This window comes from Bradyrhizobium sp. 186 (genome assembly GCF_023101685.1).
In the GTDB taxonomy this organism is placed as follows: Bacteria; Pseudomonadota; Alphaproteobacteria; order Rhizobiales; family Xanthobacteraceae; genus Bradyrhizobium.
This window is the reverse complement of record NZ_CP082164.1, coordinates 9,083,999-9,108,598: the sequence shown is the minus strand read 5'-3', so window position 1 is coordinate 9,108,598 and position 24,600 is coordinate 9,083,999. Positions and strand designations below refer to the sequence as shown.

General features: G+C 61.4%; 25 protein-coding genes and 2 pseudogenes. 17 read left to right on the top strand and 10 right to left on the bottom strand.

The genetic code is table 11. The features are described 5' to 3' along the window. Positions 1-47 precede the first annotated feature (47 nt). The gene (locus tag IVB18_RS43375) at positions 48-683 is read right to left on the bottom strand and encodes an SOS response-associated peptidase family protein (RefSeq protein ID WP_346732597.1); all 636 of its coding nucleotides are present in this window, start codon (positions 681-683) and stop codon (positions 48-50) included. Between the two features lie 297 nt (positions 684-980). On the opposite strand from IVB18_RS43375, the gene IVB18_RS43370 reads away from it, so the two are divergent. Beyond that, entirely contained in the window at positions 981-1,865 is an 885-nt protein-coding gene (locus tag IVB18_RS43370) for a site-specific integrase (protein ID WP_247986201.1), read from the top strand. 11 nt (positions 1,866-1,876) lie between these two features. Then, entirely contained in the window at positions 1,877-3,082 is a 1,206-nt protein-coding gene (locus IVB18_RS43365; protein WP_247986200.1) for an IS91 family transposase, read from the top strand. Positions 3,083-3,510: 428 nt separating this feature from the next. Here the strand turns inward: IVB18_RS43365 and IVB18_RS43360 are convergent, their stop codons facing one another. From IVB18_RS43360 to IVB18_RS43340, 5 genes are all read right to left on the bottom strand, one after another. Further along, positions 3,511-4,500: a tyrosine-type recombinase/integrase gene (locus tag IVB18_RS43360; protein ID WP_247986199.1), complete on the bottom strand. Its 990-nt coding sequence runs from the start codon at positions 4,498-4,500 to the stop codon at positions 3,511-3,513. After that, complete coding sequence (locus IVB18_RS43355; protein WP_247986198.1) at positions 4,497-5,420, bottom strand: tyrosine-type recombinase/integrase; 924 nt, start codon at positions 5,418-5,420, stop codon at positions 4,497-4,499. The genes IVB18_RS43360 and IVB18_RS43355 overlap by 4 nt, the downstream gene beginning before the upstream one ends. Beyond that, positions 5,417-6,640 (bottom strand): site-specific integrase, encoded by a 1,224-nt coding sequence (locus IVB18_RS43350; protein WP_247986197.1) that lies wholly within the window; start codon positions 6,638-6,640, stop codon positions 5,417-5,419. Before IVB18_RS43350 ends, IVB18_RS43355 begins: the two co-directional genes overlap by 4 nt. 155 nt (positions 6,641-6,795) lie before the next feature. After that, positions 6,796-7,245 (bottom strand): hypothetical protein, encoded by a 450-nt coding sequence (locus IVB18_RS43345; protein ID WP_247986196.1) that lies wholly within the window; start codon positions 7,243-7,245, stop codon positions 6,796-6,798. Between the two features lie 47 nt (positions 7,246-7,292). Then, positions 7,293-7,688, bottom strand: a complete 396-nt coding sequence (locus tag IVB18_RS43340; protein ID WP_247986195.1) for a hypothetical protein — start codon at positions 7,686-7,688, stop codon at positions 7,293-7,295. A 144-nt stretch (positions 7,689-7,832) separates the two neighbouring features. On the opposite strand from IVB18_RS43340, the gene IVB18_RS43335 reads away from it, so the two are divergent. From IVB18_RS43335 to IVB18_RS43325, 3 genes are all read left to right on the top strand, one after another. Then, positions 7,833-8,762, top strand: a complete 930-nt coding sequence (locus IVB18_RS43335; RefSeq protein ID WP_247986194.1) for a Ku protein — start codon at positions 7,833-7,835, stop codon at positions 8,760-8,762. Between the two features lie 63 nt (positions 8,763-8,825). Further along, complete coding sequence (locus IVB18_RS43330) at positions 8,826-9,329, top strand: NUDIX domain-containing protein (RefSeq protein ID WP_247986193.1); 504 nt, start codon at positions 8,826-8,828, stop codon at positions 9,327-9,329. After that, a complete protein-coding gene (locus tag IVB18_RS43325; RefSeq protein WP_247986192.1) occupies positions 9,326-9,790 on the top strand; it encodes a metallophosphoesterase family protein in 465 nt (154 codons plus the stop codon). Before IVB18_RS43330 ends, IVB18_RS43325 begins: the two co-directional genes overlap by 4 nt. 22 nt (positions 9,791-9,812) lie before the next feature. Here the strand turns inward: IVB18_RS43325 and ligD (IVB18_RS43320) are convergent, their stop codons facing one another. Further along, positions 9,813-10,760, bottom strand: coding sequence for a non-homologous end-joining DNA ligase (ligD, locus tag IVB18_RS43320; protein WP_247986191.1), 948 nt, complete (start codon positions 10,758-10,760; stop codon positions 9,813-9,815). Between the two features lie 142 nt (positions 10,761-10,902). On the opposite strand from ligD (IVB18_RS43320), the gene IVB18_RS43315 reads away from it, so the two are divergent. After that, positions 10,903-11,517, top strand: a complete 615-nt coding sequence (locus IVB18_RS43315; protein ID WP_247986190.1) for a cell envelope biogenesis protein TolA — start codon at positions 10,903-10,905, stop codon at positions 11,515-11,517. Positions 11,518-11,564: 47 nt separating this feature from the next. Here the strand turns inward: IVB18_RS43315 and IVB18_RS43310 are convergent, their stop codons facing one another. Both IVB18_RS43310 and ligD (IVB18_RS43305) read right to left on the bottom strand, forming a co-directional pair. After that, entirely contained in the window at positions 11,565-11,732 is a 168-nt protein-coding gene (locus IVB18_RS43310) for a hypothetical protein (RefSeq protein ID WP_247986189.1), read from the bottom strand. Continuing rightward, positions 11,732-12,652: a non-homologous end-joining DNA ligase gene (gene ligD / locus IVB18_RS43305; protein ID WP_247986188.1), complete on the bottom strand. Its 921-nt coding sequence runs from the start codon at positions 12,650-12,652 to the stop codon at positions 11,732-11,734. Before ligD (IVB18_RS43305) ends, IVB18_RS43310 begins: the two co-directional genes overlap by 1 nt. 103 nt (positions 12,653-12,755) lie before the next feature. Between ligD (IVB18_RS43305) and IVB18_RS43300 the strand changes: the two genes are divergently transcribed. Beyond that, complete coding sequence (locus IVB18_RS43300; RefSeq protein WP_247986187.1) at positions 12,756-12,944, top strand: DUF3606 domain-containing protein; 189 nt, start codon at positions 12,756-12,758, stop codon at positions 12,942-12,944. A gap of 33 nt (positions 12,945-12,977) precedes the next feature. Here IVB18_RS43300 and IVB18_RS43295 read toward each other — a convergent pair whose 3' ends face one another. Continuing rightward, the gene (locus IVB18_RS43295) at positions 12,978-13,244 is read right to left on the bottom strand and encodes a hypothetical protein (RefSeq protein ID WP_247986186.1); all 267 of its coding nucleotides are present in this window, start codon (positions 13,242-13,244) and stop codon (positions 12,978-12,980) included. A 505-nt stretch (positions 13,245-13,749) separates the two neighbouring features. On the opposite strand from IVB18_RS43295, the gene IVB18_RS43290 reads away from it, so the two are divergent. The 10 genes and pseudogenes from IVB18_RS43290 to IVB18_RS43245 all read left to right on the top strand — a co-directional run bounded on the left by IVB18_RS43290 (position 13,750) and on the right by IVB18_RS43245 (position 24,545). After that, a complete protein-coding gene (locus IVB18_RS43290; protein ID WP_247991872.1) occupies positions 13,750-14,271 on the top strand; it encodes a thermonuclease family protein in 522 nt (173 codons plus the stop codon). 130 nt (positions 14,272-14,401) lie between these two features. Next, positions 14,402-14,584: a hypothetical protein gene (locus IVB18_RS43285; protein WP_247986185.1), complete on the top strand. Its 183-nt coding sequence runs from the start codon at positions 14,402-14,404 to the stop codon at positions 14,582-14,584. Positions 14,585-15,099: 515 nt separating this feature from the next. Further along, complete coding sequence (locus IVB18_RS43280) at positions 15,100-16,047, top strand: zincin-like metallopeptidase domain-containing protein (protein ID WP_247986184.1); 948 nt, start codon at positions 15,100-15,102, stop codon at positions 16,045-16,047. 108 nt (positions 16,048-16,155) lie between these two features. Continuing rightward, positions 16,156-16,514 (top strand): annotated as a pseudogene (locus IVB18_RS43275) (ParB/Srx family N-terminal domain-containing protein); the annotation flags it as partial. A gap of 163 nt (positions 16,515-16,677) precedes the next feature. Then, positions 16,678-18,042 carry a site-specific integrase gene (locus IVB18_RS43270; RefSeq protein ID WP_247986183.1) on the top strand — a complete coding sequence of 455 codons (1,365 nt, stop codon included), beginning with the start codon at positions 16,678-16,680 and terminating at the stop codon, positions 18,040-18,042. A 43-nt stretch (positions 18,043-18,085) separates the two neighbouring features. After that, complete coding sequence (locus IVB18_RS43265; RefSeq protein WP_247986182.1) at positions 18,086-19,816, top strand: hypothetical protein; 1,731 nt, start codon at positions 18,086-18,088, stop codon at positions 19,814-19,816. Positions 19,817-19,995: 179 nt separating this feature from the next. Beyond that, the gene (locus tag IVB18_RS43260) at positions 19,996-21,402 is read left to right on the top strand and encodes an integrase (protein ID WP_247986181.1); all 1,407 of its coding nucleotides are present in this window, start codon (positions 19,996-19,998) and stop codon (positions 21,400-21,402) included. Between the two features lie 38 nt (positions 21,403-21,440). Continuing rightward, a complete protein-coding gene (locus IVB18_RS43255; RefSeq protein ID WP_247986180.1) occupies positions 21,441-21,932 on the top strand; it encodes a hypothetical protein in 492 nt (163 codons plus the stop codon). Positions 21,933-22,019: 87 nt separating this feature from the next. Then, entirely contained in the window at positions 22,020-22,670 is a 651-nt protein-coding gene (locus IVB18_RS43250; RefSeq protein WP_346731045.1) for a plasmid pRiA4b ORF-3 family protein, read from the top strand. 115 nt (positions 22,671-22,785) lie between these two features. After that, positions 22,786-24,545: pseudogene (locus tag IVB18_RS43245) on the top strand (DNA-binding protein). The last annotated feature ends 55 nt before the right edge of the window (positions 24,546-24,600 follow it).

Sequence of the window (24,600 nt, the reverse complement as noted above, 5' to 3'; positions counted from 1 at the left end):
GCGTTGGCGGCTTGGGGAAGCTGCCTGGTCTTCATCGTCCTCGATGGTCACGGCGCTAGCCCGGCGGTATCTTCCTTGACGCCGCGGGCAACGATTCGGAGCGTGCCGTCGGCAAGCGGCCGCTGTAGCTTCAGAGCCTCGTCCGAAGGAGCCGTCATCCAGGCGTCCACTTCGTCCGGCGTTGTCAGGATCACCGGCATCGCCTTGGGGTGGATGGCGCCGACTTCGGCGATCGGCTCCGTCGTGAGGAACGCGTAGAGGTCGTTGGTGGTCTCGCCTTCTTTGACCTTCCGGACGGACGTCCAGTTGGTCCATATGCCGGCGAAGCAGGCGAGCGGACGGGTCTCATCGAGCGCGAACCAGATATCACCGCCCTCCGCCTTGTTGAACTCGCTGAAGGAGTTGAACGGTACCACACAGCGGTTTTCGGCGCCCAGCCATCGCGTCCAGTGTTGGCTCTTCACGTTGCGGATGTTGGTCGTGCCGCCGTCCGGCTCCATCCGCAGCAACTCCTTGAAATCGACGGGCTTGCCCTTGGCCTGCAGTTTTTCGGCCCGTTTCTTGGTGGCGTCCATCAGTGCCTTTGACGACGATGGCATCCCCCATCGCGCCGTAGCAAGTTCGCGGCCCTCGTCCCCGTTGCGCACGATCGGTGCCTTGTAATCGGGGAAAACCCCCGGCATCGGAGCCAGATTGCCAACGTATCGGTTCACGACACGAAACAGCGCGATGATGGCCGCCTGGTTGGTCGTGATCGAGTAGAGGTTATGCCGACGTCGACATAATCTTTACTGGACGAACCCGCTCCGCGGGAGGGTATCCGCGTTGAGCGCGGCGTGTCCCCCGTCGAAGCCAGCCAGTGTCCCTGACCCCGGCACCACCCGCACAGCGACGTAATCCACCCCATTTCAGAAGCGCTTGCCCTTGGCAAGATGGTGTTGCTGCCCGCGCGCAGCGTGCCTCTTGTCAAGGAGTTCGCTATGACCTCGCTTCGGTTACGCATGATGGAAGACATGCAGGTCCGCAACCTGTCGCGAAACACGCAGGATTCGTATTTGCTGCAGGTTTCGCAGTTCGCCCGGCATTTCGCTAAATCGCCGGCTTTGCTCGGCCCGGAGGATATCCACGCCTACCAGGTCTATTTGACGAACGAGAAGAAGCTGGCGCCACGCTCGGTGCAAGTGACCGTCGCAGCGCTTCGATTTCTCTACCGCGTCACGCTCGGCCTCGATTGGGATTTCGACCGGATCATTCCGTGCCCAAAGGCGCCAAAGACACTGGCCGTCATTCTCAGCCCTGAGGAGGTGCTGCACTTCCTTGGCTGCATCGAGAGCTTCAAACACCAGGCGATCCTGACGACATGCTATGCCGCCGGTCTACGTATTTCCGAGGCGACCCGGCTGAAGCCTGAGGCTATCGATCGTCAGCGCATGGTGCTGCGCGTCGAGCAGGGCAAGGGACAGAAAGACCGCTACGTCATGCTGTCGGCCAGGTTGCTGGAGGTGCTGACGGACTATTGGCGCGCCGTGCGACCCACCGGGGCATGGATGTTTCCCGGCGCCGTTGCTGGAGAACCGATATCGACAAGCGCCGTAGATGCCACCTGCCGCCAAGCACATCGGATGTCGAAACTCTCCAAGCCGGTGACACCTCATTCGCTGCGGCACGCATTTGCGGTGCACCTGCTCGAAGCTGGAGCCGATCTCCGCACCATCCAGCTCCTGCTCGGCCATCGCAGCTTGTCAACGACCGCTCAATATCTGCGGATCGCTACCAACAAGGTCTGCGCGGCGACGAGTCCGCTTGAACTGCTGCCGCGTCCGATCCCCAAGGCCTCCTCGCCGCCAGCGCCCGAACATTTCTGACGGCCAGCCTCATGGGCCGCTCGGGTCCGGAGGTCGCGGATATATTCCGTCGCTACGGTGCTGCCTGGCGAGAGCAGCACTGGGCCTTGCTATCGACCGAACGACGCGCAGCGATGACTGCCATCGAGCGCTGCCGAACGTCGGCGCTCGGAGGCCATGTCGAACAGTGCGACCGCTGTGGCGAACGACGGATCGCTTACAACAGCTGCCGTTCCCGCAGTTGCCCCAAGTGCCAGTGGCTCGCCCGAGCGGAATGGATCGAGGCTCGGCGGGAAGAGCTTCTCGATACGCAGTATTTCCATGTCGTCTTCACCGTTCCCGACGAGATCGCCGCGATTGCCTTCCAGAATGCCAGCACGGTCTACAAGATCCTGTTCCACGCAGCCGCCGAGACGTTGCGCACCATCGCTGCCGATCGGCGACATCTCGGCGCGGAGATCGGGTTTTTCGCGGTGCTTCACACCTGGGGTCAGAATCTCAGCCATCATCCCCATCTCCACTGCGTCGTGCCCGGCGGCGGGCTATCGCCGGACGGGAGCCGCTGGATCGCGTGCCGTCCCGGCTTCTTCCTACCAGTCGCTGTGCTCTCCCGACTGTTCCGGCGGCTGTTTCTCGAAGGTCTGCAAAAGGCATTCGATGCCGGCGAGTTGCGATTCTTTTCGTCATTGGAACGGCTGCACGATCCCGTCGCATTCCGGCGCTATCTGGATCCCGCCCGCCAGGTCAACTGGGTAGTCTATGCCAAGCCACCCTTCGCGGGCGCTGAACGGGTTCTGGAATATGTCGGACGCTACACACACCGGGTGGCAATCGCCAACAACCGGATCGTCGATATCGAGGATGGCAAGGTATGCTTCCGGTGGAAGGACTATCGCAACGAGAACCGGCAAAAGGTGATGGCGCTCGACGCCGGGGAGTTCATCCGGCGTTTTCTCGTCCATGTCTTGCCCGAAGGATTTCAGCGCATCCGCTATTACGGTTTCCTGGGCAACCGCTACCGCAAGCAAAAGCTCGCCCGCTGCCGCGAACTGCTCGGAATGCAGCAATCCGATAGGCCGCCAAAACCGAAGGAAGGGCGCGATTATCGCGACAAGGTCGAGGAGCTGACCGGCGTTTCCCTGCGGGAATGTCCCTTTTGCCGTCAAGGGCAGATGGTGTGCATCGAGGTGCTCGCGCCCGTTGCGTCGCAAGACCCACCTTTTCCGGACACTTCATGACGGTCGGGCTTTTCCAATCATTGATCATTGTTCTTTCTATCTGCTAAGGTAGACAGCACGCATCCTATTATCACGCTTCCGACATCGGGCCTCCAAGCGCAGGCGTCGCCGGTCTTTCCGTCCGGAAAAACATGTCTCGATTAGAATATTTCGCCATCAAGACCGCATTCAGCATGTCCCAGAAGCCTCAGCGACGGCACTGTCCGCTGGGATGCAGCATCCAATTTCCATAGCAGCACCGGCGCGCTAGGCGGCTTCGTCCAACACGTTTTTAGCTTACCGGCGCACTCACAGCGGCGCACTTTGAAGCTTCGGTAACGCGCCGCCAATCTAAAAACGCTCTCTACTATGCCGACTTCTGGATTATGCCGACCATTGGCTCAAAACGGGCTCTGGCGGCGGTGATCGCTGCATCGGAGTCGGCATAATCACAGTGCCTCCAAAAATGCGAGAAGCTTGTCGTTCGGTCGAAAACGACCGGGAGTGGCGACCGTTGGAGCTGTCGCGGCCAGTGCGCGTTCCTTGATTCCCATATCCGCGTGTAGGTAGATGTGGGTGGTTTCGACCTGCTCATGGCCGAGCCAAAGTGCTATCACCGAGGTTTCAATTCCTGCCCGCAGCAGTCGCATCGCGGCGCTATGACGCAACACATGCATGCTGATGGTTTTCAGTCCCAACGACGGACAGGCGCGGGTGGCGATCTGAACGTATTTGGCGAGCCGATGTTCGACGGCGTCACGGCTGAGTGACGTCCCCGACTGGGTGACGAAAAGTGGCTCCGTCGGCTGACCAGCGCGCTCGGCGAGCCAAACACGCAGGAGGGCGACCATACCCGAGGTAATCGGTGTGATCCGCAACTTCCGTCCTTTCCCCATGCAACTGACATGGGCGCCAGTGCCGAGATGAACATCGCTGATGCGAAGGCCGATCAATTCTGACGCACGCAGGCCCGTTTGGGCCGCGAGCGTAAGCAAGGTATGGTCGCGCCGCCCGGTCCAGGTCGAGCGGTCGGGTGCGCGGAACAGCGCATCGAGTTCCGGTTCGATCAGGAAAGTGACGATCCTCCGGTCGAAACGCTTGCGTGGAATGGCAAGCACGCGTTCGATTATGGCGGCATGCTCGGGATGTCGAAGCGCTGCGTACCGGAACAGCGAACGGACGGCGGCAAGTCGAGCGTTGCGAGTGCGCGCACTATTCTCCCGCTGCTTCTCAAGATGGTCGAGGAAGGCGCCGATGAGCGGCGCATCAAGATCGTCGATGTCTAGCTTCGATGGTTCGACGTCTTTCCTCGCGGACGCGAAGACCAGCAGCAGCCGCAGCGTGTCCCGGTAGGCCGCAAGTGTATGGGGACTAGCTTGGCGCTGGCGGATGAGGCGTTCCGTGAAGAACGCTTGCAGGGTTGGGGCAAGTGCGGTCATGCGGCACCTCCGAGGTGCCGCTCCAAACGATCACCAACCAGCGTCAGCAACTCCGGCGCAGCTGAGAGATACCAGTATGTGCTGACAGGATCGACGTGGCCGAGGTAGGTCGACAACAACGCGATCCGGTTCCCCGGCTCCCGGCCATCTCGATATCCGTCAAGGATGGTATTGACGGCAAATCCATGCCGCAGGTCATGCAGCCTCGGACGGCATGAGGCAGAGCGCGGCTTGAGGCCGGCGACATCCACAATTTGACGAAAGACGGGCTGGACGCCCATGTAGCGGAACCTGGTGCCAACCGTAGTGACCAGCAGTGCCGGCGTATTCGACGAGTTTGCCGGACGGTCGTCTCGACGCAGATAATCAACCAGTGCAGCCACGGTGCTCGGATGCAGCGGCAATTGGCGAGACTTGCCGAACTTTGCGTTCCGAATGGTGAGTAGTCCAATGACGGAGTCAAAATCGTCGCGGTCGAGGCCGATCGCTTCCCCAACCCGCATTCCGGTCACTGCAAGCAAAGCGATCAATGTCCGAAATGTCGCCACTCGGTGCGGTGTCCGCAGCGTCCCGGCTGCGGCGATGAGGGCCGCGATATCCGACTCCGAATATAGGTAGGGGGTGGCTCGGCCTTTTTGCTGCACCAGCAAGTGTGTCGGGGGCACCTCGGTCGCGGGGTCGATCCCGCGCAGGTGTTTAGCGAAGCGGCGAACAACGGAAAGCCGGGCAAACGCCCAGGTTCGACCGCGCTTAGGGAGTGTCGCCCAAGCGAGCGCCGCCTCGGTTGTCAGATGATCTTCGCCGCGATCCTCGACGAAGGTGAGAAACTGACCGAGGAGCTTCTCGGCTCGATAGAGCTTAAAGCCGAGGGCGCGGCGAACCACAAAGTAGTCTGCGAGAGCCTTGCGGAGAGCGTTCATGCGACGACACCCGGCCAGGGGCGAGCGATCGACCGCAGAGCATCGCGATCGACCTTGGCATAGATCGATGTCGTAATGGCGTTGCGGTGGCGCAGGAGTTGTCCGATCTCGGGCAGCGATGCACCGCCGCGTAGCATCAGAGTCGCTGCGGTGTGACGCAGCCGGTGAGCATGGATCCGTTCAAAGCCGCACCGTTCGCCAGCGTGGCGAACAATCTGCGTTACCGCGCCAGTGGTGAGAGCGTGATGCGGAGCTGTGATCCGTGCAAACACCATTCGGCCTTGCGCGCTTGCGGGACGGCCGTGATGCAAGTAAGCCGCGATTGCTTCGCCGACATCTGCAGGTAATGGCAGTCGTTCGGAGCGATTGCCTTTGCTGTGGGCAATCACGATCTCGCCGCCTCGCCAATCGATATGCTCAAGTTGCAGTTTGGCGACTTCGCCTGCCCGCAAGCCCAGGCGAACAAGCATGGTCAGGACCGCGAAGTCACGACAGCCACTTCGGGTGCTGGTGTCGCAGGACGCCAGAAGGCGCTGCACTTGGTCAGCGGCCAATCCCTTCGGCAATCCGGTTAATCGCCGACCGGGAACGGTCGGTACCGCAGACACCAGTGACCGATCGATAGCGCCGTCGACGTAAAGAAAACCGAGTAGTGATCGAAGGGCCGACACCGTCAGCCCGGCCGTCCCAGGGCTCAGGCGAGGGCAGTTTGTCACCACAAAAGAAATGACGTCAGCCGCCGTCAGGCTTCGAAGGTCTAGAGTAAGGCCGTCCGGCAAGACCTTGGTTTGAAGGAAGGGGCGCATCAGTTCAATATACCGGGACGCTGACGCATTCCTGATGCCACGCTCAAGTATCAAGTAACCTCGGTATCGCGCCAGGGCCGCTTCAAGCACTCCGCTGACCGGGAGCGACGAAGCCGCCGGTGCGATCCCAAGACCGCGCAGGTAACCGAGGATCGGCTGCATCGCTCTGATAGAGCGAAGAATTTTGTCACCCGCTTCATGACGGCTGAGCTGAAACTGCCCTACTTCCTTTGCTCGTAGTTCCCCTACATCGAGCCCCTTGCTCACAAGCCAATTGCTCAGGCGGTTTAGCAGCAATAACTGAATGCGGGCCTGCTGTTGGCTATAGCCTTGTCTTGTCATGTGGTCGGCAAACCCGGTCGCGAATGCCGAAAGCGGACCCGAAACCCTAACTCGTGACAGATCAATCAACATGAAAGCCTCCCTTCAATTGGCAAGAGGGAGACTACACACCTGTGGGATCAATCGGATTATGCCGACTCCGACGCAGCGATCACCGCAGCCAGAGACAGTTCTGGGCCAATGGTCGGCATAATCCAGAGGTCGGCATAGTAAAGATTGCACATCGTTCAAGCTTCGGTCCGAGGATGGCGCGGTTGCCAGGCCAATTGTAGCAGGGTCGCCGGCGGACGCCGCCCCGCCTTGGCGCATTTACGGCAGCGCAGCCGGCTGGCGAGATCATGCACAAAGGTGGTCGGCGGATGCTTCATCGCCGCGAGGTCGACGTCGCTCGGCGTCTTGCACCGCGCGCAGCGGATCTCCAGCCAGGGAAAGCCTCCATTCACGGCCTGGTCGATGGTGGGCGATGGATCGATCGGCTCGCCGTCGCTCCACATCCGCTCGTTCCAGCTTTCACAGAGCAGCCTGTCGGCCTGCTGGATCATTGCCTCGCCCTTGCCCCGCGTCTCCGCCGATTGAGCCGCCAGGATGTTGGCCATCGCGCGTGCCTTGCCGAGCTCTTTCGCCAGAGCCTTTCGGTCGCCGCCCGACAGGAGCGTAGGGTGATACTTCGGGGCCATCCGGACATCCAGGCGCAAAGAGATCGGATCGGCGATATGGAAGCGGGTTACGGCGTCTCGAACGCCGGCCAGCACCCGTCTTCTTCATGCCTGCCGGTGCGCTGCTGGCAGGTGTTGTCGAGCAGCCGCTGCGCGACGTCCTTCCAGACCGCGTTGCCGCCATACAATCGGACTGCATCGGCAGTCTGGATTTCGACGGTCCGCTCGCAGCGGCGGCAGGAGACGCGCAATACGTGACGCTGAATTTCCGAAAGACGTCGCTGCCGAATCTGGGCCGGGGTCGCGCCGGCGCGAGGGTCTTTGAGGACCGATTCCCAGTATTCCGCCGGGAGGGGCGCATCTGGAGCAGCAGCGGAGGGGCTTGGCCTACGGGCGGCTTCAGCGGTCAGCTTTTCCATCTGCTTTGGGGTCGGCATGCGCCAGCTCGCGGGTCGGTCGGTCATTTCCGAATTAGAACATAAAGAGAACAAAAGTCGAGTCCGTCCAAGTGGTCGCGGAGAAAAAATCGTCCTGTTCAGAAGGCTGCAATGTCGGAACCAAGCCGGGCCATTCGTCTTGAATCCGGCATCAGTATGGAGTTCCCCGCCATGGCCCCCCGCGCGAACTGGAAAGGTTTTCTGCGCCTTTCCCTCGTCACCTGTCCGGTAGCGCTCTATCCGGCCACATCGGAATCCGAAAAGGTCTCGTTCAACCAGCTCAACCGGAAGACCGGCCACCGCATCAAATATGCCAAGGTGGATGCTGACACCGGCGAGGAGGTCGCCAACGAGGACATCGTCAAGGGCTACAAGGTCGACACCGACACCTTCATCGAGGTGACGAAGAAGGAACTCGAGAACGTCGCGCTGGAATCGACACGAACCATCGAGATCGACGAGTTCGTCAACCGCAGCGAGATCGACCCGAGGTACCTGATCCGTCCTTATTACCTGGTGCCGGACGGAAAGGTCGGCCACGACGCCTTCGCCGTCGTCCGCGAAACGATCCGTGAGATGAACAAGGTCGCGATCGGACGGGTGGTGCTGACCAACCGTGAGCACATCATCGCCCTCGAGCCGCTGGACAAGGGGCTGATGGGGACGCTGCTGCGCTATCCTTACGAGGTGCGTTCTGCGGAGGAATATTTCGACGATATCCAGGACGTCAAAGTCACCAAGGATATGCTCGATCTCGCCAAGCACATCGTCAATCAAAAGGCGGGCCATTTCGAGCCGGACAAGTTCGAAGACCAGTACGAAACCGCCCTCATCGATCTCATCAACCAGAAGCGCGCCGGTAAACCCATCACCGCGAAAGCGCGTCCCCGCGGCGAGAACGTGGTCGACCTGATGGACGCGCTGCGGAAGAGCATCGGGGGAGGCACGGCGGCAACGACAGAGGCGCCGAAGAAGTCAGCCAAGAAGGCGCGCAAGGCGGCGGCCGGGCAGAAGGAAATGCTGATGCCGATTGCCGGCAAGAAACCGGCCAAGGAAGCCGCGAAGAAGCCAGCGGCCAGACCGCAGCGGAAGTCAGCCTAGCGTGTCGTTCGGCATCCACTGACGCCAGACGGCCGTTACTTCGTGTCCGCGGCAGGGAGCGATATGGCTGCGCTGAAAACGATTTCCAGGAGATCGACGTTGAGCGCGGGCATTCTCGCATACCGCGAGGGCGCTCGCGGGCTCGAGGTTCTGCTCGTTCATCCCGGCGGTCCGTTCTGGCGCAAGAAGGATAATGGCGCCTGGTCCATTCCCAAGGGCGAAATCGATGCCGCTGATGGTCCGGAGCAGGTCGCGCGGCGCGAGTTTGCCGAAGAACTCGGCCCGAATGCTTCGATTGATCCACTCCAGCCGCTGGGGGAGATCCGACAGCGAGGAGGAAAGCGCGTCATCGCATTCGCCGGAGAAGGCCATTTTGACCCGGCTGCGCTGATCAGCAATACCTTCGATATCGAATGGCCGCCACGAAGCGGTCGACGGCAGAGCTTTCCCGAAGTCGACCGCGCGGAATGGTTCGATATCGAGTTTGCGCGGACGAAGTTGCTGTCCGGGCAGGTAGAGCTTCTCGATCGTCTTTTGGCGATCGCGGTTGAGACCGCCGGGAAATGACGTTTAGGATTGGAATCATTTCGGACACGCACGGCCTGTTGAGGCCCGAGGCGGAACGAGGCTTGACGGGTGTCAATCATATCATCCATGCCGGCGACATCGGGCGCCCCGAGATCGTCGACGCGCTTCGCCGGATCGCGCCCGTCACGGCCATCCGTGGAAACGTGGACAGCGGCGAGTGGGCCCGCGAATACCCCGACACGAAACTCGTGCGCCTGGCGGGAAAGTCGATCTACGTTCTGCACGACCTGAAGACGCTGCAGGTCGATCCCGGCGCCGGCATCGACGTGATCGTCTCAGGGCATTCCCACGTACCGAAGATCGACACGGTCGGCGGCGTTCTCTACCTGAATCCCGGCAGCGCGGGACGGCGGCGCTTCAAGCTGCCGATCACGCTTGCGACGCTTGAAGTCACGCCTGAGGGCATACAGCCGGAAATTCACGACCTTGGAGGCGACTGAACGCACCGCCGCGAAGGGATCGCTATTTACGCGAACGTTCTCGTTCGCGCACGACATCCTTCGCCCGCTTGTCGGACCTGAGTCCGAGGTAGATGGGCTGGCGCAGTTCGCCCTTGCCCGTCCACTCCGCGAACTTGACCTCGGCAACCAGCGAGGGCTTGACCCAGGTCGTGGTGGCCTCGTCCTTCACTTTGGCAGGAAATGGTGATTGAGGAGCCGTCAGCTTCACGAGCTTGGCATGGAGGTCTTCCAGGACCTTGTGGCTGAAGCCAGTGCCGACATGTCCGATGTAGCGCCATGCGCGGCCTTCCCGCACGGCGAGGACGAGGGCGCCGAAGAACGGCCTGGTGCGCCTGGGCGCCGTGAAGCCGGCGATCACCACTTCCTGCCGGTTTGCCGTCTTGATCTTCAACCAATCCGGGGTCCGGCTTCCGGACGAATACGCGCTGTCGGCGCGCTTCGCCATGACGCCTTCCAAACCCTTCCGCTCTGCCTCGGCGAAGAATTTCGTACCGTCCCCTTTGCGGTGAGCGCTGAAGGCGATCAGCTTGTCGCGCGGCAGAATCGCCTTCAGCCGCTTCTTGCGCTCGAGGAGAGGCTGCTTGCGCAAGTCCACTGCGTTCTCAAACATAAGATCGAAGGCGCAATACAGGAGCTTCGCTTCATGGCGCAGCGCGTTTTGAAGCAGCTGGAAATGCGAGAAACCGTCCTTTCCGATCGCGACGAGTTCGCCATCGATCACGGCGTCGCCCTTCACGCCCTCCAGCGCTTTGGCTACTTCCATATAGCTGCGGCTGATGATCTTGCCATTGCGGCTGTAGAGCGCAACCTTGCCCCGCCGGATTTCTGCGATCATCCGGAAGCCGTCGTACTTGTCCTCGAAAACCCAGCCGGGATCATCGAACGGCGCGTCGGTAAGTGTGGCGAGCATCGGCTGCAGGCGCTTGGGCAGGGTCGACGTCCGGCTCATTCGGGGCCAATCCTTAAGAGCAGGTTGCGAAATGCATGGACGTCCTCCAAGGATTGGGGAACGCTTCGAGGCCGCGTCGTGTTCCGCAGGCGTCGTGGCGTGCGCGACATTGACGATTGATCGGGGAGGGCGGATCAGGCCGATGGCCAGAAAACTGAAGACCTACCAAACTTCGCTGGGCTTCTTCGATCTGGCGATCGCCGCTCCGTCGATGAAGGCGGCTCTGGAAGCGTGGGGCGCAGACAGTAATCTCTTCCACCAGGGCGCGGCGAAGGAAAGTGACGATCCGGACGTCATTGCCGCGGCCATGGAGAAACCGGGCGTTGTTCTCAGGCGCGCCGTCGGATCCGACGGACCCTTCGGCGAACATGCCAAGCTGCCTACCGATCTTGGCGGTACCAGGCCAACGAAAGCCGCCCGCAAGTCGAAAGGTCCTGGGGCGAAAAGGCCTTCCTCTCGCCCCGTCGACAAGGCGGCGGAGCAAAAGGCCGCTCTCGCCTTCGAAAAGGAGCAATCGCGCCGCGAGCTTGAACGGGCGAAGGAAGAGGCCGCCAGGCGGAAGGAGCATGAACGCCGTCAGCAGGCGGTCGACAAGGCGCAGGCTGCGCTGGACAAGGCCGAGCAGGAGCACGCGAAGCAGGCCGCCGCCATCCAAGCCGATATCGAGACTCTTGAGAAGAAATCGCAAACCGAGCAAGCCCGCTGGGACAAGGAGAAGGCGCGATTGGAAGCCGCGCTGCGGCGCGCGCGGGGTTAGTTTCTGTGGCCGCACCCAAGCGTGAAGGCCAGCGACCCTTCGAGCGCTCATCGTTCGGGCTCTGGTACGCGTGCTGCGGCCTGGTTCACGGCGGCGCGGTCCCGCTGGTCCTCAGGAGCGAGCTCTATGACGGCTTGGTGTAGTTCGGCTGGAATCGTCAGTTGGCTTTCCAGGGGCTTGTTGGCCCACTGCCAGAAGCGGTCGAATGCATCCATCACAGGTCCTCCCGCAGGCCCCGGAAGAACGGGTGCCGAACCTTTCCCTCGGCCGACTTCGCGCGATACTCGATTTCGGCGAGCAGCTTTGGTTCGACCCAGATGCCCTTATGTGCGATCCGCTTGGTGTACGGCTGCGTCTTCCGGATCAGCGGCTTCAGTCTCTTCTGGAGGTCAGCGGCGGAAGTCTTGTCAAAGCCGTGGTCGACCTTGCCCGCATAGATCAGATCGTCGCCCTTGCGCCTGCCGACATAAATGCCGTCCCACTTCGTTCCATCGAGTGCGAAACCGGCAATGGTCAGCGTCTCCCGCTGGGCGCAGGTTTTCTTCACCCAATCGCTTGTACGGCCTTTGGGATAGGGACCGTCTCGTACCTTCGAGACGACACCTTCCAGGCCGAGCTTGCAGGCGTGTGCGAACATCTCGCGTCCCTCGATCTCGAAGCTTTCGCTGAACTGGACGTCGGTGCCATCGACGATCTTCCTCAGTTCGGCTTTCCTCTGGATCAGCGGCAGCTTCCGAAGATCGCGGCCATTCAGGTAGAGCAAATCGAACGCCACAAGCATGATGCTCGTCGACTTGCCCTTGAGCTCGTTCTGCAGGACCGAGAAGTCGGTAGTGCCGTCGGCGGCCGGTACCACGATCTCGCCGTCCACAACGGCCGAGTTCGCCTTGATCCGCCAGGCGTCATGGGCGACCTTCTTGAAGCGATGCGTCCAATCATGGCCGCGCCGGGTGAAAATCTTCGCCGCCTCGTTAGCCAGATGGACCTGAACACGGTAGCCGTCGAACTTGATCTCATGAATCCAGCGCTCTCCGGACGGCACCTTCTCGATCGAGGTGGCCAAGGCCGGTTCGATGAAGCCGGGGAAGGGCGCCTTAACGCCAAGGGCCGCCGGTTTTTGACGCTGAAACGCCACTGAAGCACTCCACGCTACACCGATTCAAATTGGCACAGTTTGAATCGTTCCGGAACCTGCGAGTCCCTGTTGCGTTGCATCGATCTCACAACAGGAGGTACCCATGGCGGCAGCGAAGAAGACGAAGACGGCGCGCGGGCGAAAACAGGACCGGGCGCGTGTGGCGGGCGGCCAAAAGTATGAAGTGGGGTATGAATCCAAGAAGACAGGACGGTCGGCGTCAGCGGTCAAGAAAGCTGTCAAAAAGGTCGGCAACAGCCGGAAGCGCATCGAGAAGCGTCTCGAACGCTAGGTTATTGCTCACCTTGATCGTCCAGCGCGTTACCTAGACCTCGGGTGGGCATTCGGGGCAGGTATCGCCGATCGAGTCCAGGACCTCGGTCAGCGCGCCGGCGGCCGCCTCGGGCGAAAGGCTTGGTGGCGGATCCTGGCGGGCGATTTCGAACGCCCGCTCACGGGCGTGCGGATCTGCGCGGTCCTGCATCCAGCCGTGGTACGCACACTGGCGGATCGCGCCTGCCTCCTGCAGAACGGCTATCGCCCATCCCCGTACCGTGCGGATCGCCGTCCGCCTCTCCTTGGTCATCAGCATCAAGATCGCTCCTCCGCGAAGGACGAATCCTTGCAGCCCTCGATTCGTTCCGGCTGCTAACACAGAGCAGGGATTCAAATCGTCGGGGCAGCTGCTTTTCCACGTGTTCCGCCGCCCTGTGTAAAACCAGCCACGCAGCAATCTTGTCTTCCTTGTCCGCGTCGCGCATGACGACTTTCAGCGCCTCGTCTGGCAAAGGGCGCTGCAACGCCCTTTGCCTCATCCCAAGGGGCGCGCCGGGACGAAATTTACGCGCTTTGCCGGCTGAACAGCCTGCCATTCAACGCGACCGGCGAAGTTTTAAAGAATGACGGCGTCTGGAAGGTTTATAAATTCACTTGGCAGATGGACGCGATTCTGTTCTGGGCTCGCTTCAAGGGACGTTGGTTGCGCGGCACGGAGTTTCATTTTCCCGAGCGGCCGGAGAACCTGCCGGCACTGAAGCCACTTGAGAATTGGCCAAAATCCGATCCGCGAGATTTGCGGTAGCTACAAGGTCGTTGGAATGCGTCGAACCTCTGTCGCATTGATTCTCGCCATTCTGTCGAGCGTGGCCTTGGCTGACGATTTTGCCGGACAGGCCAGCGTGATCGACGGCGACACGTTGGAAATGCATGGAGTGCGCATCCGGCTTTGGGGTATCGATGCACCGGAGAGCAGTCAGCTGTGCCGCGGCGAAGACAGCTTACAATATCGTTGCGGTGCGCAGGCCGCGAACGACCTTGACGCCTTCATTGCCCGCCGTCCCGTCAATTGTGTTCCAGTCAGCCTCGACCCGTATGGCCGCACGGTCGCGACCTGCTCGGTCGCGGGCAAGGATCTCGGTGAATGGCTTGTACGCAACGGTCTTGCGCTGGATTGGCTCCAATACTCGAAGGGCAGGTATCACGAAGCTCAGCGCGAGGCTGAGCGCGCGGGCCGAGGACTCTGGAAGGGCAGCTATGTCGAGCCGTGGCTCTATCGTGCATGCATCCGCGCAAGCGGAAGGCCGTCCGCCTGTTCGGACGATGCAAATGCCCATCCTTGAGGTGATCCCAGCAAGGCGCCAATCCACAAGGTGGGTTGGCCAATCACCGCACTTGGGCAGGTGGCTCTGGCGCGGTTTGGGCGACTCACGCTACCCATCATTCCCAATCTCACTGCACAATGGGAATGAAATGGTTGCAGCCACCCGTGAATTGCCGGCCTCTGGTTACTTGCTTGAAGTGGACGGCCGGCTCAAAGCCGAATTTACAACCAGAGACGGCGCCAGGGCAGGTGGCGAAGAACTAAAGAAGCGTTTTCCCATGCTTCAGATCAGGATTTACGACGCGCAGACAAATGCGCGCGAGGAAATCTAGGTCCTCCGACTCAAACCTTGGTGGAGTTCTTCCGCTTGCGCGCGTGCGGCTCCGCCGCATCGGGCTCTCGGTGCACCGAGCCGCTTTGCGTCTCGGCCGTCCGGCTTCGATCCCTCGCGCAAGAGCTGCGGAGCTCCTCGCCGGGGGCACTCGGAAAAGGGGCCCGCCGTCATGAAGTATGCCGGCGTCGCTATCAATGCCCCGTTCCCGGGTACCCTTTTAACCGGTCTCGTCGCTGCACTCGGTCCCGCGTGCCGCCTTCGGCGTCGCTATGCTCACGCTCCTGCGGGTGCCATTTTCCGTTGAGGCGATGCGCCCTTGGCGCACGCCTGGTCGGGGCCTCCGGCCCTGCACGTCAATACCAAGTCCCATGAAGAGTCGGACGAAAGGCAGGCCGCCCCGCAGATTTCGCATTCTCTCACTTGGAGGCCTGAGAGTAAGAGTGCCGCGCGGTTTTGCCGTGACGGGTTACAGGCTGCGAGAGAGGCTCGCGGCGCCCGTCGCGGAGATCCGCGATGTCCAGACACTATCCTCGGGCGCGTACCGGTGAGGACCGGAGGAGCCTTTATGACGAAATCACCAACAAGATCATCGCCGAGCTGGAGGCTGGCCGCGTGCCGTGGGTGCAGCCTTGGGGCACCGCGGCGGCGAAGGCGCCTTTGGCCATGCCGAAAAGCGCAGCGACCGGCCGTCAATATAGCGGAATCAACATTCTAATCCTCTGGGGGGCCGCGACTGAGCGCGCTTTCACAGGTCAGAGCTGGCTTACATTCCGCCAGGCGCTGTCGCTCGGTGGTCACGTCCGCAAGGGCGAGCGCGGCACGACCGTCGTCTATGCCGACCGCTTTGTGCCGGTCGACGAAAAGCGCCGCGCGAGCGAGAACGGTGAGGAAGCGCAGCCAGTTCCATTCCTCAAGCGTTTCACAGTCTTCAACACCGATCAGTGCGACGGCCTGCCTCCAGAGATCGCAACGACGCCGTCGCCTCCGCCTCCAAGCTTGATCGAGCCACGGGTCGAGCATCTGATCAAGGCGACCGGCCTCGACTTCCGCATCGGCGGCAACCGGGCCTTCTATATGCCTGCGGAAGACTATGTGCAGGTGCCTCCACCGCAGGCCTTTTTCGAACCGATCAATTGGCATCGAACGGCCTTGCACGAGCTGGCGCACGCCAGCGGCCATCCATCGCGTCTCAACCGTGACTTGTCGGGCAGCTTTGGTACCAAGAAGTATGCGTTTGAGGAGTTGGTTGCGGAGATCTCGTCTGCGTTCGGTTGCGCGTCACTCGGTATCGTGCCCACGGTGCGACACGCCGATTATATCGGCTCGTGGCTTGACGTGCTGCGCGAGGACAATCGTGCAATTATCCGGGCCGCTTCCCAGGCCAGCAAGGTCGCGGACTACCTTGGCTTTCTCCCAGAACCAGTTGTCGACATGATGACGGAGGATCAGCAGGCGGCGTGAGGTTCTGCCCGGTAGCCGCGGGCACAAGAGTAAGAAGGGCTGGGTCGTTTCCGCGACGGGTTGGACGCCGAGAGAGAGGCTCTCGGCTGCCCGTCATGGAGAATCGATATGACGAAGACTGTCCAAAAGATCACGCTGTCCCCCTCACGTGACATTCCGTTCAACAAGCTGGTCCTCAGCCAGTCCAACGTCCGGCATGTGAAGACGGGCATCTCCATCGAGCAACTTGCCGAAAGTATCGCGCAGCGTACGCTCCTGCAAAGTCTCAACGTGCGGGGGGTTGTGGACGCCAAAGGCAATGAGGCCGCCATGTTCGAGGTGCCGGCCGGCGGCCGGCGCTATCGCGCGTTGGAACTCTCGTAAAGCAGAAGCGCATGGCGAAGACGCAGGCGGTTCCTTGTGTCGTGCGCAAGGGGGGCATTGCTGAAGACGACTCGCTTGCAGAGAATGACGAGCGCTTAGGGCTTTTAGGTTCTGCCAACAACTTGTCCTGTTAAGTTCGCGGGCCTGTCATCGTCATCACTCATATTCGCGGGCATTCGAGGAGGGCACACAGACGTCCGGGTCAAGCGTTCCCGCAGTGTAGCGAGGACAACGCTTGACGCGGCGGCGACACCACAAACTAGTCAAATGGTTGCAGGCGAAGTCCTGCAACCCTGCCACGTGGCGAACGGGAGAGCGCGAGGGGAACCCCTCGCATTCAAAGAGAAGAGTGCGCCGCAGGCGCTCCGCTTAGATAACAACCGGTTCGGGAAGCTGTCTTCTTTGTTGCTGTACAGGGAGTTGCGCCCAGCGCGGTGTCCTTTGCCGTTTCGAACGGCTAGGACCAAAGAGGACAGTATGGTGCGGATCATCAAGGCGGCGATGGGCTATGCCGCAATCCCAGCCGGGTTTCCTATACTGGTGTCGGAACGGATGGCGATTATTGAGCCGGCATTCGCCTGGCTGATGGAGCTGGCTACGATTCCGGGCCGCTCGCATGCGGCGGAAACGATACGGACCTATTGCGAGCACCTGCATGATTGGTTCGACAGTCTGGAACAATCTGGTCTCGACTGGCGCGCGGTGAGCGAGGCGGAGATTGCGGCCTGGCGCAATCGCATGCTGTCGCAGCCGAGTCCGCATACGAAGCGGCCATATGCGCGGTCGACCGTGAATGATCGGGTTCGTACGGTCTGCCGGTTTTATGCCTGGGCGCAGGGACGCGGCTGGATCGAGGCCTTGCCGTTCCACTTTGTCGACGTGCGGGTGGGCCCTGGCCGGCGACAATCGTTCCTTGCGCATGTCGATGCGCGCCATGTCGTGGCGGCGAACATCCTGACAGTCGCCGAGCATGAGCGCTTGCCGCGACCATTGCGGGTCGATCAGTTGCGCCGGATCTTCGCCCAGTTGGAGATGCCCTACCGCCTGATGGCGGAATGGGCGCTGGCGACGGGATTACGGCGCAAGGAGCTTTGCGGCTTGGCTGTCTTCCAGGTCCCGGAGACGGCACATCTCGATGACGAGGACCATCCGCTGGTCGGCGTGCCCTTGACGATCACCAAGGGCGACAAGCCTCGCACGATCTACCCACCGATCCGCCTGGTTGATCGCACGCAACGCTATATCAACGAAGTGCGCACGCCGCAGGTTCGAGCATTGCGTCGCCAACGGTCGGATTATCGACCACCATCGGCGCTCTTCCTCAATCTTCAGGGAAATGCGATCCGCAAGAGCCGATTGACGGCGGTGTTTGCGGAAGCCTTCCCGGCCGCCGGTGTGGCGGGTTCGCTGCATTGGTTGCGCCATACCTTTGCGATGACCATGCTGGTGCGATTACAGCGACAGGCATCAATCACGCCTGACCTCAATCCGCTGAAGATCGTCCAGGTCCTGCTGGGGCACAGTTCGATCCAGAGCACGGCGATCTACCTGCGCTGCGTCGAGCTGAATGCCCGGGAACTCGCCGACAGCATCGACTATCTCTACGGCGAGTTGATCCCCGATGACCGGTAAGCGTGAGCGTATCGACCGGCGTCTATCGGCTGCGTCACCGATCGTGCTGGAGCAGCCGGCCGATACCGTCGCCGTCTTCCGTGACGGTTGGGGCGAGGTCGCAAAGCGCTACGATCTCGGCAAGCTTGGTTTGCCGACAGACATTGCGATGCTTCTGGCAGACGCCTTCCGCAATCATCATGCCGCATCGAGTTCTGAAACGCTGCGTCATTGCTGGATGGCGCTGCGCATCTTCGCGCGCTTTGCGGTGGAGGACGGGCATGTTCTTTCTGCCGGGGATCTGACCACCGCAATGGTCGGGCGCTATGTCGCCTGGCTGGATCAACAGATCGCGGGACAGACGAACAAGCCCTGGTCGAAGGGGTCGCGGGCGAATGTGCTGATGCAGCTGCGCCAGATGATCGACTGGACCAAGCGTCGGCATCCAGCCCGGTTGCCCGGGCGCATCGACTTCCCCTGGCGGGCCTGGCCGAACCGCAATGCCGATTCCCGCACACGCCTTGGCGGAGACGACCTTAAAGCCATTCTTCGCGCTTGTTACGAGGAGATCGACGAGGCTTGGGAGCGCTTCGAAACGGGGCGAAGGATCCTCGCCACGAGCGGACCGGTTGATGGTGTCGATGCTGAACTTTGCGACCTGATCCGGGCGCTCGCCCGGGTGAATGACGGGGTCCTGCCATCGCGCACTCTCGCGATCCGAAGCCAGGTCAACATACCGGCAGTCGCGCGTCATGGAGGACTTCGTCATCTCGGTGGCTATCTTCACCTGACCGGAGAAACGGTCGTTGCCTTCTTCATCGCCCTTGCGATCCAGACGGCAGGCAATCCGGACGCGCTGCGGCTGATCACACGCGAATGCCAGGTGGCGCATCCACTCGATGAGCATCGCGTCATCATCGAGTGGGCCAAGCCCCGGGCCGGACGGATGATTAAGCGCGCGCAAAGACGATCCTTCGATCGCCATCGCCGGTATGCCGCGCCGAACCTGATCGACAGGCTGTTGGCGATGACGGCGCCACTTGTATCTCGAGCCGGCCGACAGGATCGAAATCGTTTGTTCCTGGTGAAGAGCGAGAAGAAGGACACAGTCACGCTCATTCCCGAGGCGACATTGTCGCACGCCGTGAAACCGTTCGTCAGCCGTTCGAACGCTCGGATCGCCATCTGGAATAAGGCAGCACCCGAACGGGCACGGCCTTTGCTGCCGGAGTTTGCCGCCGTGCTGCTTCGAGGCAGCGTCGCCACCGAACATTACAAGGCATCCGGCGGCGATATCGTCGTGACACAGGACGTGCTCAATCACGCTCGCGTCGACACGACCGAACTTTACATCAAGGGGCCGCAGACGCGCCGTGTCCAGCGCGAGGCCATCGCCAGATTGCAGGACCTGATGCTCGGCTGGATTATCGGCAGGGAGACCGACACCGGGGATCATCCGGCGCGCGAGCGGATTGCCCTGGGTGCCAACGCGAGTGCCCCGTTCAGCCATGATTGTCTCAATCCGATTGCGGGGACGTCACCCGGCTCGATGGCTGGCAGGGTCTGCCGGCACTTCGGCGGATGTCTGCGCTGCCCTGGACTGGTCATCCCGATCGACGCGGAACACATGGCGCGCGCCAGACCTGATCCGACCATCTCGACGGATACCGCCCGGGCGGCAACCGGAGTGACTTCTCGCTCGACTGGGGCTTTATCCTTGCTGACGACAGCCGGTTCAGCGAACCGCACTGGACAGATTGGCGAGAGGCGGCAAAGCTGTTCCTGTGGAGCCTGAAGCTGGACCCGCCGCCCGGCCGTCGCAATGTCCATGAGGCAACCATCGTCTCCGTCTTCAAGGATTTGCGGATACTGATCCGCTGGATGGCAGCGCAAGGATATCGGCGCTTCGTCGATCTCGATCGCGACGCTTGCGAGCGGTTCTTAGCATCGATGGCGACGCGCCCGGGCAAAGAGATGGATAAGCCCCTGAAGTCGGGGACGTTGCAAAAATACGCCAACCTGCTGACACGTCTTTACCTGCAGGGGGCGAAGTTCCCGGAAGTGGCGATCGCTGATCCGTTCCCGGGCATTGGGAAGCCTGTGCTCCGTCATGATCGCGGTTGGCTGCCCTATACGCCCGATGAGATCGCCGTCCCGCTTGTCTCGGCAGCGTTGCGACTGATCGGAGCCCCGGCTGATGATGTCATCGCGTTGCAGACGCTGGCGCAGACCGTTTATGACGATGCGCTTGCGCAGGGGATCAGCCAGACGAAGGCTGGCTTCATCGTGACCGACGCGATCGCCGCGTTCACATTCTCGACGTTACCCGGCGAGGACGCGCCATGGCATGCCGCACCTGTCAGCAGCACCAAGCAGGTGCGGTATCTTGTCGATCGCATCTACGACGCCTGCTTCGTCGTCATTGCCTATCTGATCGGCGCCCGGGTCTCGGAGATTATCGGGCTTCAAGTCGGCTGCATCGAGCAGCATCCGTCAGGTGATGGCAGCGAACGCTTCGCCTATCTCGTTGGCCGGATCTACAAGACAGCACGCGGCGCTGATGGCGAGGCCCATCGCTGGGTCGCGCCGCCGCCGGTCGAACGCGCCATCCTGGTCATGGAACGGGTGTCGGCCCGCTTGCGCGCCCAAAGCGGGCGGCCCGATCTCTTTCTGGCGATGGCCAGCAACGGCCTTATTGGTCCCGCCGCCCGGATTAATTTGCCCGTCGTCTCCGCGATCATATCGCGGTTGAACAACCAGTTGGCGCCGTTCATCGCTCTGCCGCATCATGAGGGTGAGCCCTGGCATCTGAACACGCATCAGGGCCGAAAGACCTTCGCCCGCTTCGTCGGCAAGCGCGACCGGACCGGCCTGCATGCGCTTCAGGCGCACTTCGGTCATGTCACCCGTGCGATGACCGATCGCGGTTATGTTGGGACCGACTTCGCTCTCGACGATCTTATCGATCGCCATGCTCAGGAGGAAACGCGCGCCGCCCTCGAAGAGGTGCTGACGGCGACAGCGCTTGGCGGCAAGGGCGGGCGGATGATTGCCGCTCGCTCGCAGTTCCGGGGACGCACGCGTGACGGCGATGTCCAGGCCTATGTCAGCTTCCTTATGAAGGAGACCGACCTCAGGCTCGGGGTCTGTGACTGGGGTTATTGCGTCTACCGTGTCGAAACCGCTGCCTGCTTCGGCGACGAGCGGGGACCGAACCCTGTGCTGAGAACCGAAAGCACCTGTCTGTCCTGCGCCAACTTTGCCGTCACGGCCAGGCATAGGCCGGTCTGGCAGGCGCGCCGGGATCGCAATGCTGGCCTGCTCGATCACCCCGGGGCTGGACCCCATCAGCCGGAAAGTTGCCGAAACGCGCATTGCTGAATGCGATCGCATCCTCGGCGATCTCGATCACGGGAAGGATGGTCGCGATGGTGCGTAAATCCAGCGAGATGCCGGCGCTGACGCCGCACGAAAAACGCCTGCGCAACACGGATCGCAAGCTGCGGGAAGCTCTGGAGCGCCTGGTTAAGGGACTGCCCACACACCCGGACCTGCAAAAGCGATCCTACCGTCTGACCGTTGCCACGCTCGCACGTGAGGCGCGTGTCGGCCGCAACGCGATCTACACCAATCATCGTTCGATGATCGACGAGTTGCGTCGCGCCAGCGATCGCAGGATCGTCCCCGAGAAGCTGGCGGCCTGGGAAGACAAACTCGCCCAGCAGCGCGCTCTGATCCAGGTCTTGCAGATCGAGGAGCGGCGTATGGTGACGGAAAATGCCGTCCTGCTGAAGCGCATCCTCGAAGCCGAAACGGAGGTTGAGCGGCAGAAGCGTCATAATGCCCGCCTGATCACTGAGCGCGATCGCGCCATGAAGCCGGTGGCCCTCCCGCGCGGGCCAAAATCCTGACGTCGTTTACGATTGCCGGTTCGTGTCGCTGCGCTCGTCGAAGGACAATTGTCGCCCCATCCATTGCCTGCGACAATCATGCGCGGCATGATCTGCGGCATGCTTGACCCCTTCGATCCAGATAGCTTCATTGTGCGCGCCGAGGTTCATATCCTTGGCATCGAGCCCAAGATCAGCCGCACTCTCGAACTGCCAATCACTCTCAACCTCGCCCAACTCCACGAGGTGCTGCAGGCCGCCTTTGGCTGGACCGACAGCCATTTGCATCAGTTCAATATTGGCGGTCTTATCTATGGAGCCCCGGAGTTCGATGAGGACGGTCTGTCCGACAGCCGGACCTTCGAGGCGACCGAGGTCAGGATGATCGACCTTCACTTTCCCTACGATCCCGAGGAAAACCCTCTCACGATCCTCTACGAATACGACTTTGGCGATAATTGGCGTCATCTGCTGCGCTTGGAGCGAGTCGCACGCGAGGAGAGCGCCGAATATCCTCGCTGTATCGCCGCCGCACGCTCAGGACCTCCCGAAGACGCTGGTGGGCCTTCAGGCTATGCCAACTTCCTCGAGGCCTGGCTCGACCCCGACCATGAAGAACACAAAGCCATGCATCGATGGGCTGGCGGCAAGTTCCACCCGGAGTCCTGCAATCTCGACGACATCAACAAGGCTATCGCCAAAGCACTACGCTTATCAAAGGGCGACTATCGCTTCCGTCGAGAAAGCCATCGTGATTGACACCAAACGGCAACGCTTCAGCGCCAAAGATACACCCAAAATGCAAGGCGTAACCAGAAAGGTAAAAGAATCAACGCCATGCAGCTAACAGGACAGTTGACGCATAACCTAAGCGCTGCATCCGCTCGATCAGTTCCGAGCCTTCCAGACCTTGAGTGGCGCCGGATTATCCGACGAGGATATCGCTGCCCGGCACTTCGTGAGACCGGCCGTCGTGAAGCAACGACTCCGGCTGGCGTCCGTGTCGCCAAAGCTGCACGACGTCTATGCCGAAGACGGCATGACTCTCGAGCAGCTCATGGCCTTCTCTGTTACAGCCGACCACGCCAGGCAGGAGCAGGTCTGGGAGAACGTCAGCCGATCCGGCTATGACGAGCCCTATCAGATCCGGCGAATGCTGACCGAAAATACCGTGCGCGCGTCCGATCGCCGCGTTCAGTTCATTGGGCTGGATGCTTACGAGCAGGCTGGTGGCGGCGTTTTGCGGGATCTGTTCTAGCACGATGATGGCGGCTGGCTCCAGGACGTTGCGTTGCTGGACCGTCTCGTGACAGAAAAGCTCAAAGCCAAAGCCGAGACGATTGCAGCCGAAGGCTGGATGTGGATTTCGGTCGCCGTTGATTTCCCCTACGGCCACACTGAGGGTCTGCGCGAAATCGAGGGTAAACCTGTCGATCTCTCCCCAGAGGAGCAGACCACCATCGAAGCACTCAACTCGGAGCAAGCCAAGCTCCAATCCGATTATCAGGATGCCGACGAGTTGCCCGATGAGGTCGATCAGCGTCTCGGGGAAATCGAGGCGGCACTGGTCGCGTTCGAAGACCGGTCGATGATTTACGTTCCGGCCGAGATCGGCCGCGCTGGCGTCTTCGTCTGCATCGATTCCGAAGGCCGCCTCTCGGTGGATCGGGGTTACGCCCGGCCGGAGGACGACGTGTCGGCAGACGATCCTGATGTCGGGCAGGGCGCCGACACACAGTCGATCGAGGGGAAGGCGGCTGGCACTTCCGTCCAGCGCACGGTCATCGCGGTGGCTGGCGGCGCTACTGATACGGAAGAAGATGATGAGGACGGGACGAAACCTCTGCCGGATCGGCTGATCACCGAGCTGACAGCGCATCGCACGCTGGCGTTGCGGGATGCGCTGGCAGAAAATCCTGCGATTGCGTTCCAGGCGGTGCTGCACAACTTCGTGCTGACGGCTTTTTACCGGTTCGCATCGTCCGGGAGCTGCCTTGAGATCGGCCTTCGCACGCCGACCTTTCCGGCTCAAGCGCCTGGCTTGAGGGAAAGCGCGTCTGCGAAGGCGGTTGAGGCGCGGCATGAATCCTGGAAAGCACAATTGCCGACGGCCGAGAACAATCTCTGGGGCGCCCTCACAGCCCTCGATGGCGACGAACAGGCATTACTGTTCGCCCACTGTGCGTCATTTGCGGTCAACGCCGTCTATGAGCCGGCTAGCCGTTACAATCAGGGCCGCGTCTCCGCCCACGGCGTTCGCACGCGACTGGACCAGGCCAACGCCCTGGCACGTGCCGTCGGCCTCGACATGGTTCAAGCGGGGTGGAAGCCCTCCGTCGACAATTATCTCGGCCGGGTCACCAAGCCTCGCATTCTGGAGGCAGTGCGGGAAGCCAAGGGCGAGTCGTCGGCGCAACTGATCGACCATTTGAGAAGGCCGACATGGCCAAGGAGGCTGAGCGTCTTCTCGATGGTTCGGGCTGGTTGCCGGAGCCGCTGCGTCTTGTCGATCCCAATGCGTCGTCAGTGGAGCAGGAGAGCGAAGCGGGCCCGCTGCCCGAATTCCTCGGCGAAGACAAGGATCGGGACAACGCGAACGACGATGATCCGCAACAGGTCGACGCGGCTGAGTGACATCGTGGAAGGGACGGCTCCGGCCGTCCGGCAATTGCTTGGGGACCGGTGTGTC

Coding starts and splice junctions, on each gene's coding strand:
- IVB18_RS43375 (WP_346732597.1), bottom strand. CDS start 683: ATGCCGGGGGTTTTCCCCGATTACAAGGCACCGATCGTGCGCAACGGG.
- IVB18_RS43370 (WP_247986201.1), top strand. CDS start 981: ATGACCTCGCTTCGGTTACGCATGATGGAAGACATGCAGGTCCGCAAC.
- IVB18_RS43365 (WP_247986200.1), top strand. CDS start 1,877: ATGGGCCGCTCGGGTCCGGAGGTCGCGGATATATTCCGTCGCTACGGT.
- IVB18_RS43360 (WP_247986199.1), bottom strand. CDS start 4,500: ATGACCGCACTTGCCCCAACCCTGCAAGCGTTCTTCACGGAACGCCTC.
- IVB18_RS43355 (WP_247986198.1), bottom strand. CDS start 5,420: ATGAACGCTCTCCGCAAGGCTCTCGCAGACTACTTTGTGGTTCGCCGC.
- IVB18_RS43350 (WP_247986197.1), bottom strand. CDS start 6,640: ATGTTGATTGATCTGTCACGAGTTAGGGTTTCGGGTCCGCTTTCGGCA.
- IVB18_RS43345 (WP_247986196.1), bottom strand. CDS start 7,245: ATGGCCCCGAAGTATCACCCTACGCTCCTGTCGGGCGGCGACCGAAAG.
- IVB18_RS43340 (WP_247986195.1), bottom strand. CDS start 7,688: ATGACCGACCGACCCGCGAGCTGGCGCATGCCGACCCCAAAGCAGATG.
- IVB18_RS43335 (WP_247986194.1), top strand. CDS start 7,833: ATGGCCCCCCGCGCGAACTGGAAAGGTTTTCTGCGCCTTTCCCTCGTC.
- IVB18_RS43330 (WP_247986193.1), top strand. CDS start 8,826: ATGGCTGCGCTGAAAACGATTTCCAGGAGATCGACGTTGAGCGCGGGC.
- IVB18_RS43325 (WP_247986192.1), top strand. CDS start 9,326: ATGACGTTTAGGATTGGAATCATTTCGGACACGCACGGCCTGTTGAGG.
- ligD (WP_247986191.1), bottom strand. CDS start 10,760: ATGAGCCGGACGTCGACCCTGCCCAAGCGCCTGCAGCCGATGCTCGCC.
- IVB18_RS43315 (WP_247986190.1), top strand. CDS start 10,903: ATGGCCAGAAAACTGAAGACCTACCAAACTTCGCTGGGCTTCTTCGAT.
- IVB18_RS43310 (WP_247986189.1), bottom strand. CDS start 11,732: ATGGATGCATTCGACCGCTTCTGGCAGTGGGCCAACAAGCCCCTGGAA.
- IVB18_RS43300 (WP_247986187.1), top strand. CDS start 12,756: ATGGCGGCAGCGAAGAAGACGAAGACGGCGCGCGGGCGAAAACAGGAC.
- IVB18_RS43295 (WP_247986186.1), bottom strand. CDS start 13,244: ATGCTGATGACCAAGGAGAGGCGGACGGCGATCCGCACGGTACGGGGA.
- IVB18_RS43290 (WP_247991872.1), top strand. CDS start 13,750: ATGCGTCGAACCTCTGTCGCATTGATTCTCGCCATTCTGTCGAGCGTG.
- IVB18_RS43285 (WP_247986185.1), top strand. CDS start 14,402: ATGGTTGCAGCCACCCGTGAATTGCCGGCCTCTGGTTACTTGCTTGAA.
- IVB18_RS43280 (WP_247986184.1), top strand. CDS start 15,100: ATGTCCAGACACTATCCTCGGGCGCGTACCGGTGAGGACCGGAGGAGC.
- IVB18_RS43270 (WP_247986183.1), top strand. CDS start 16,678: ATGGTTGCAGGCGAAGTCCTGCAACCCTGCCACGTGGCGAACGGGAGA.
- IVB18_RS43260 (WP_247986181.1), top strand. CDS start 19,996: ATGGATAAGCCCCTGAAGTCGGGGACGTTGCAAAAATACGCCAACCTG.
- IVB18_RS43255 (WP_247986180.1), top strand. CDS start 21,441: ATGGTCGCGATGGTGCGTAAATCCAGCGAGATGCCGGCGCTGACGCCG.
- IVB18_RS43250 (WP_346731045.1), top strand. CDS start 22,020: ATGATCTGCGGCATGCTTGACCCCTTCGATCCAGATAGCTTCATTGTG.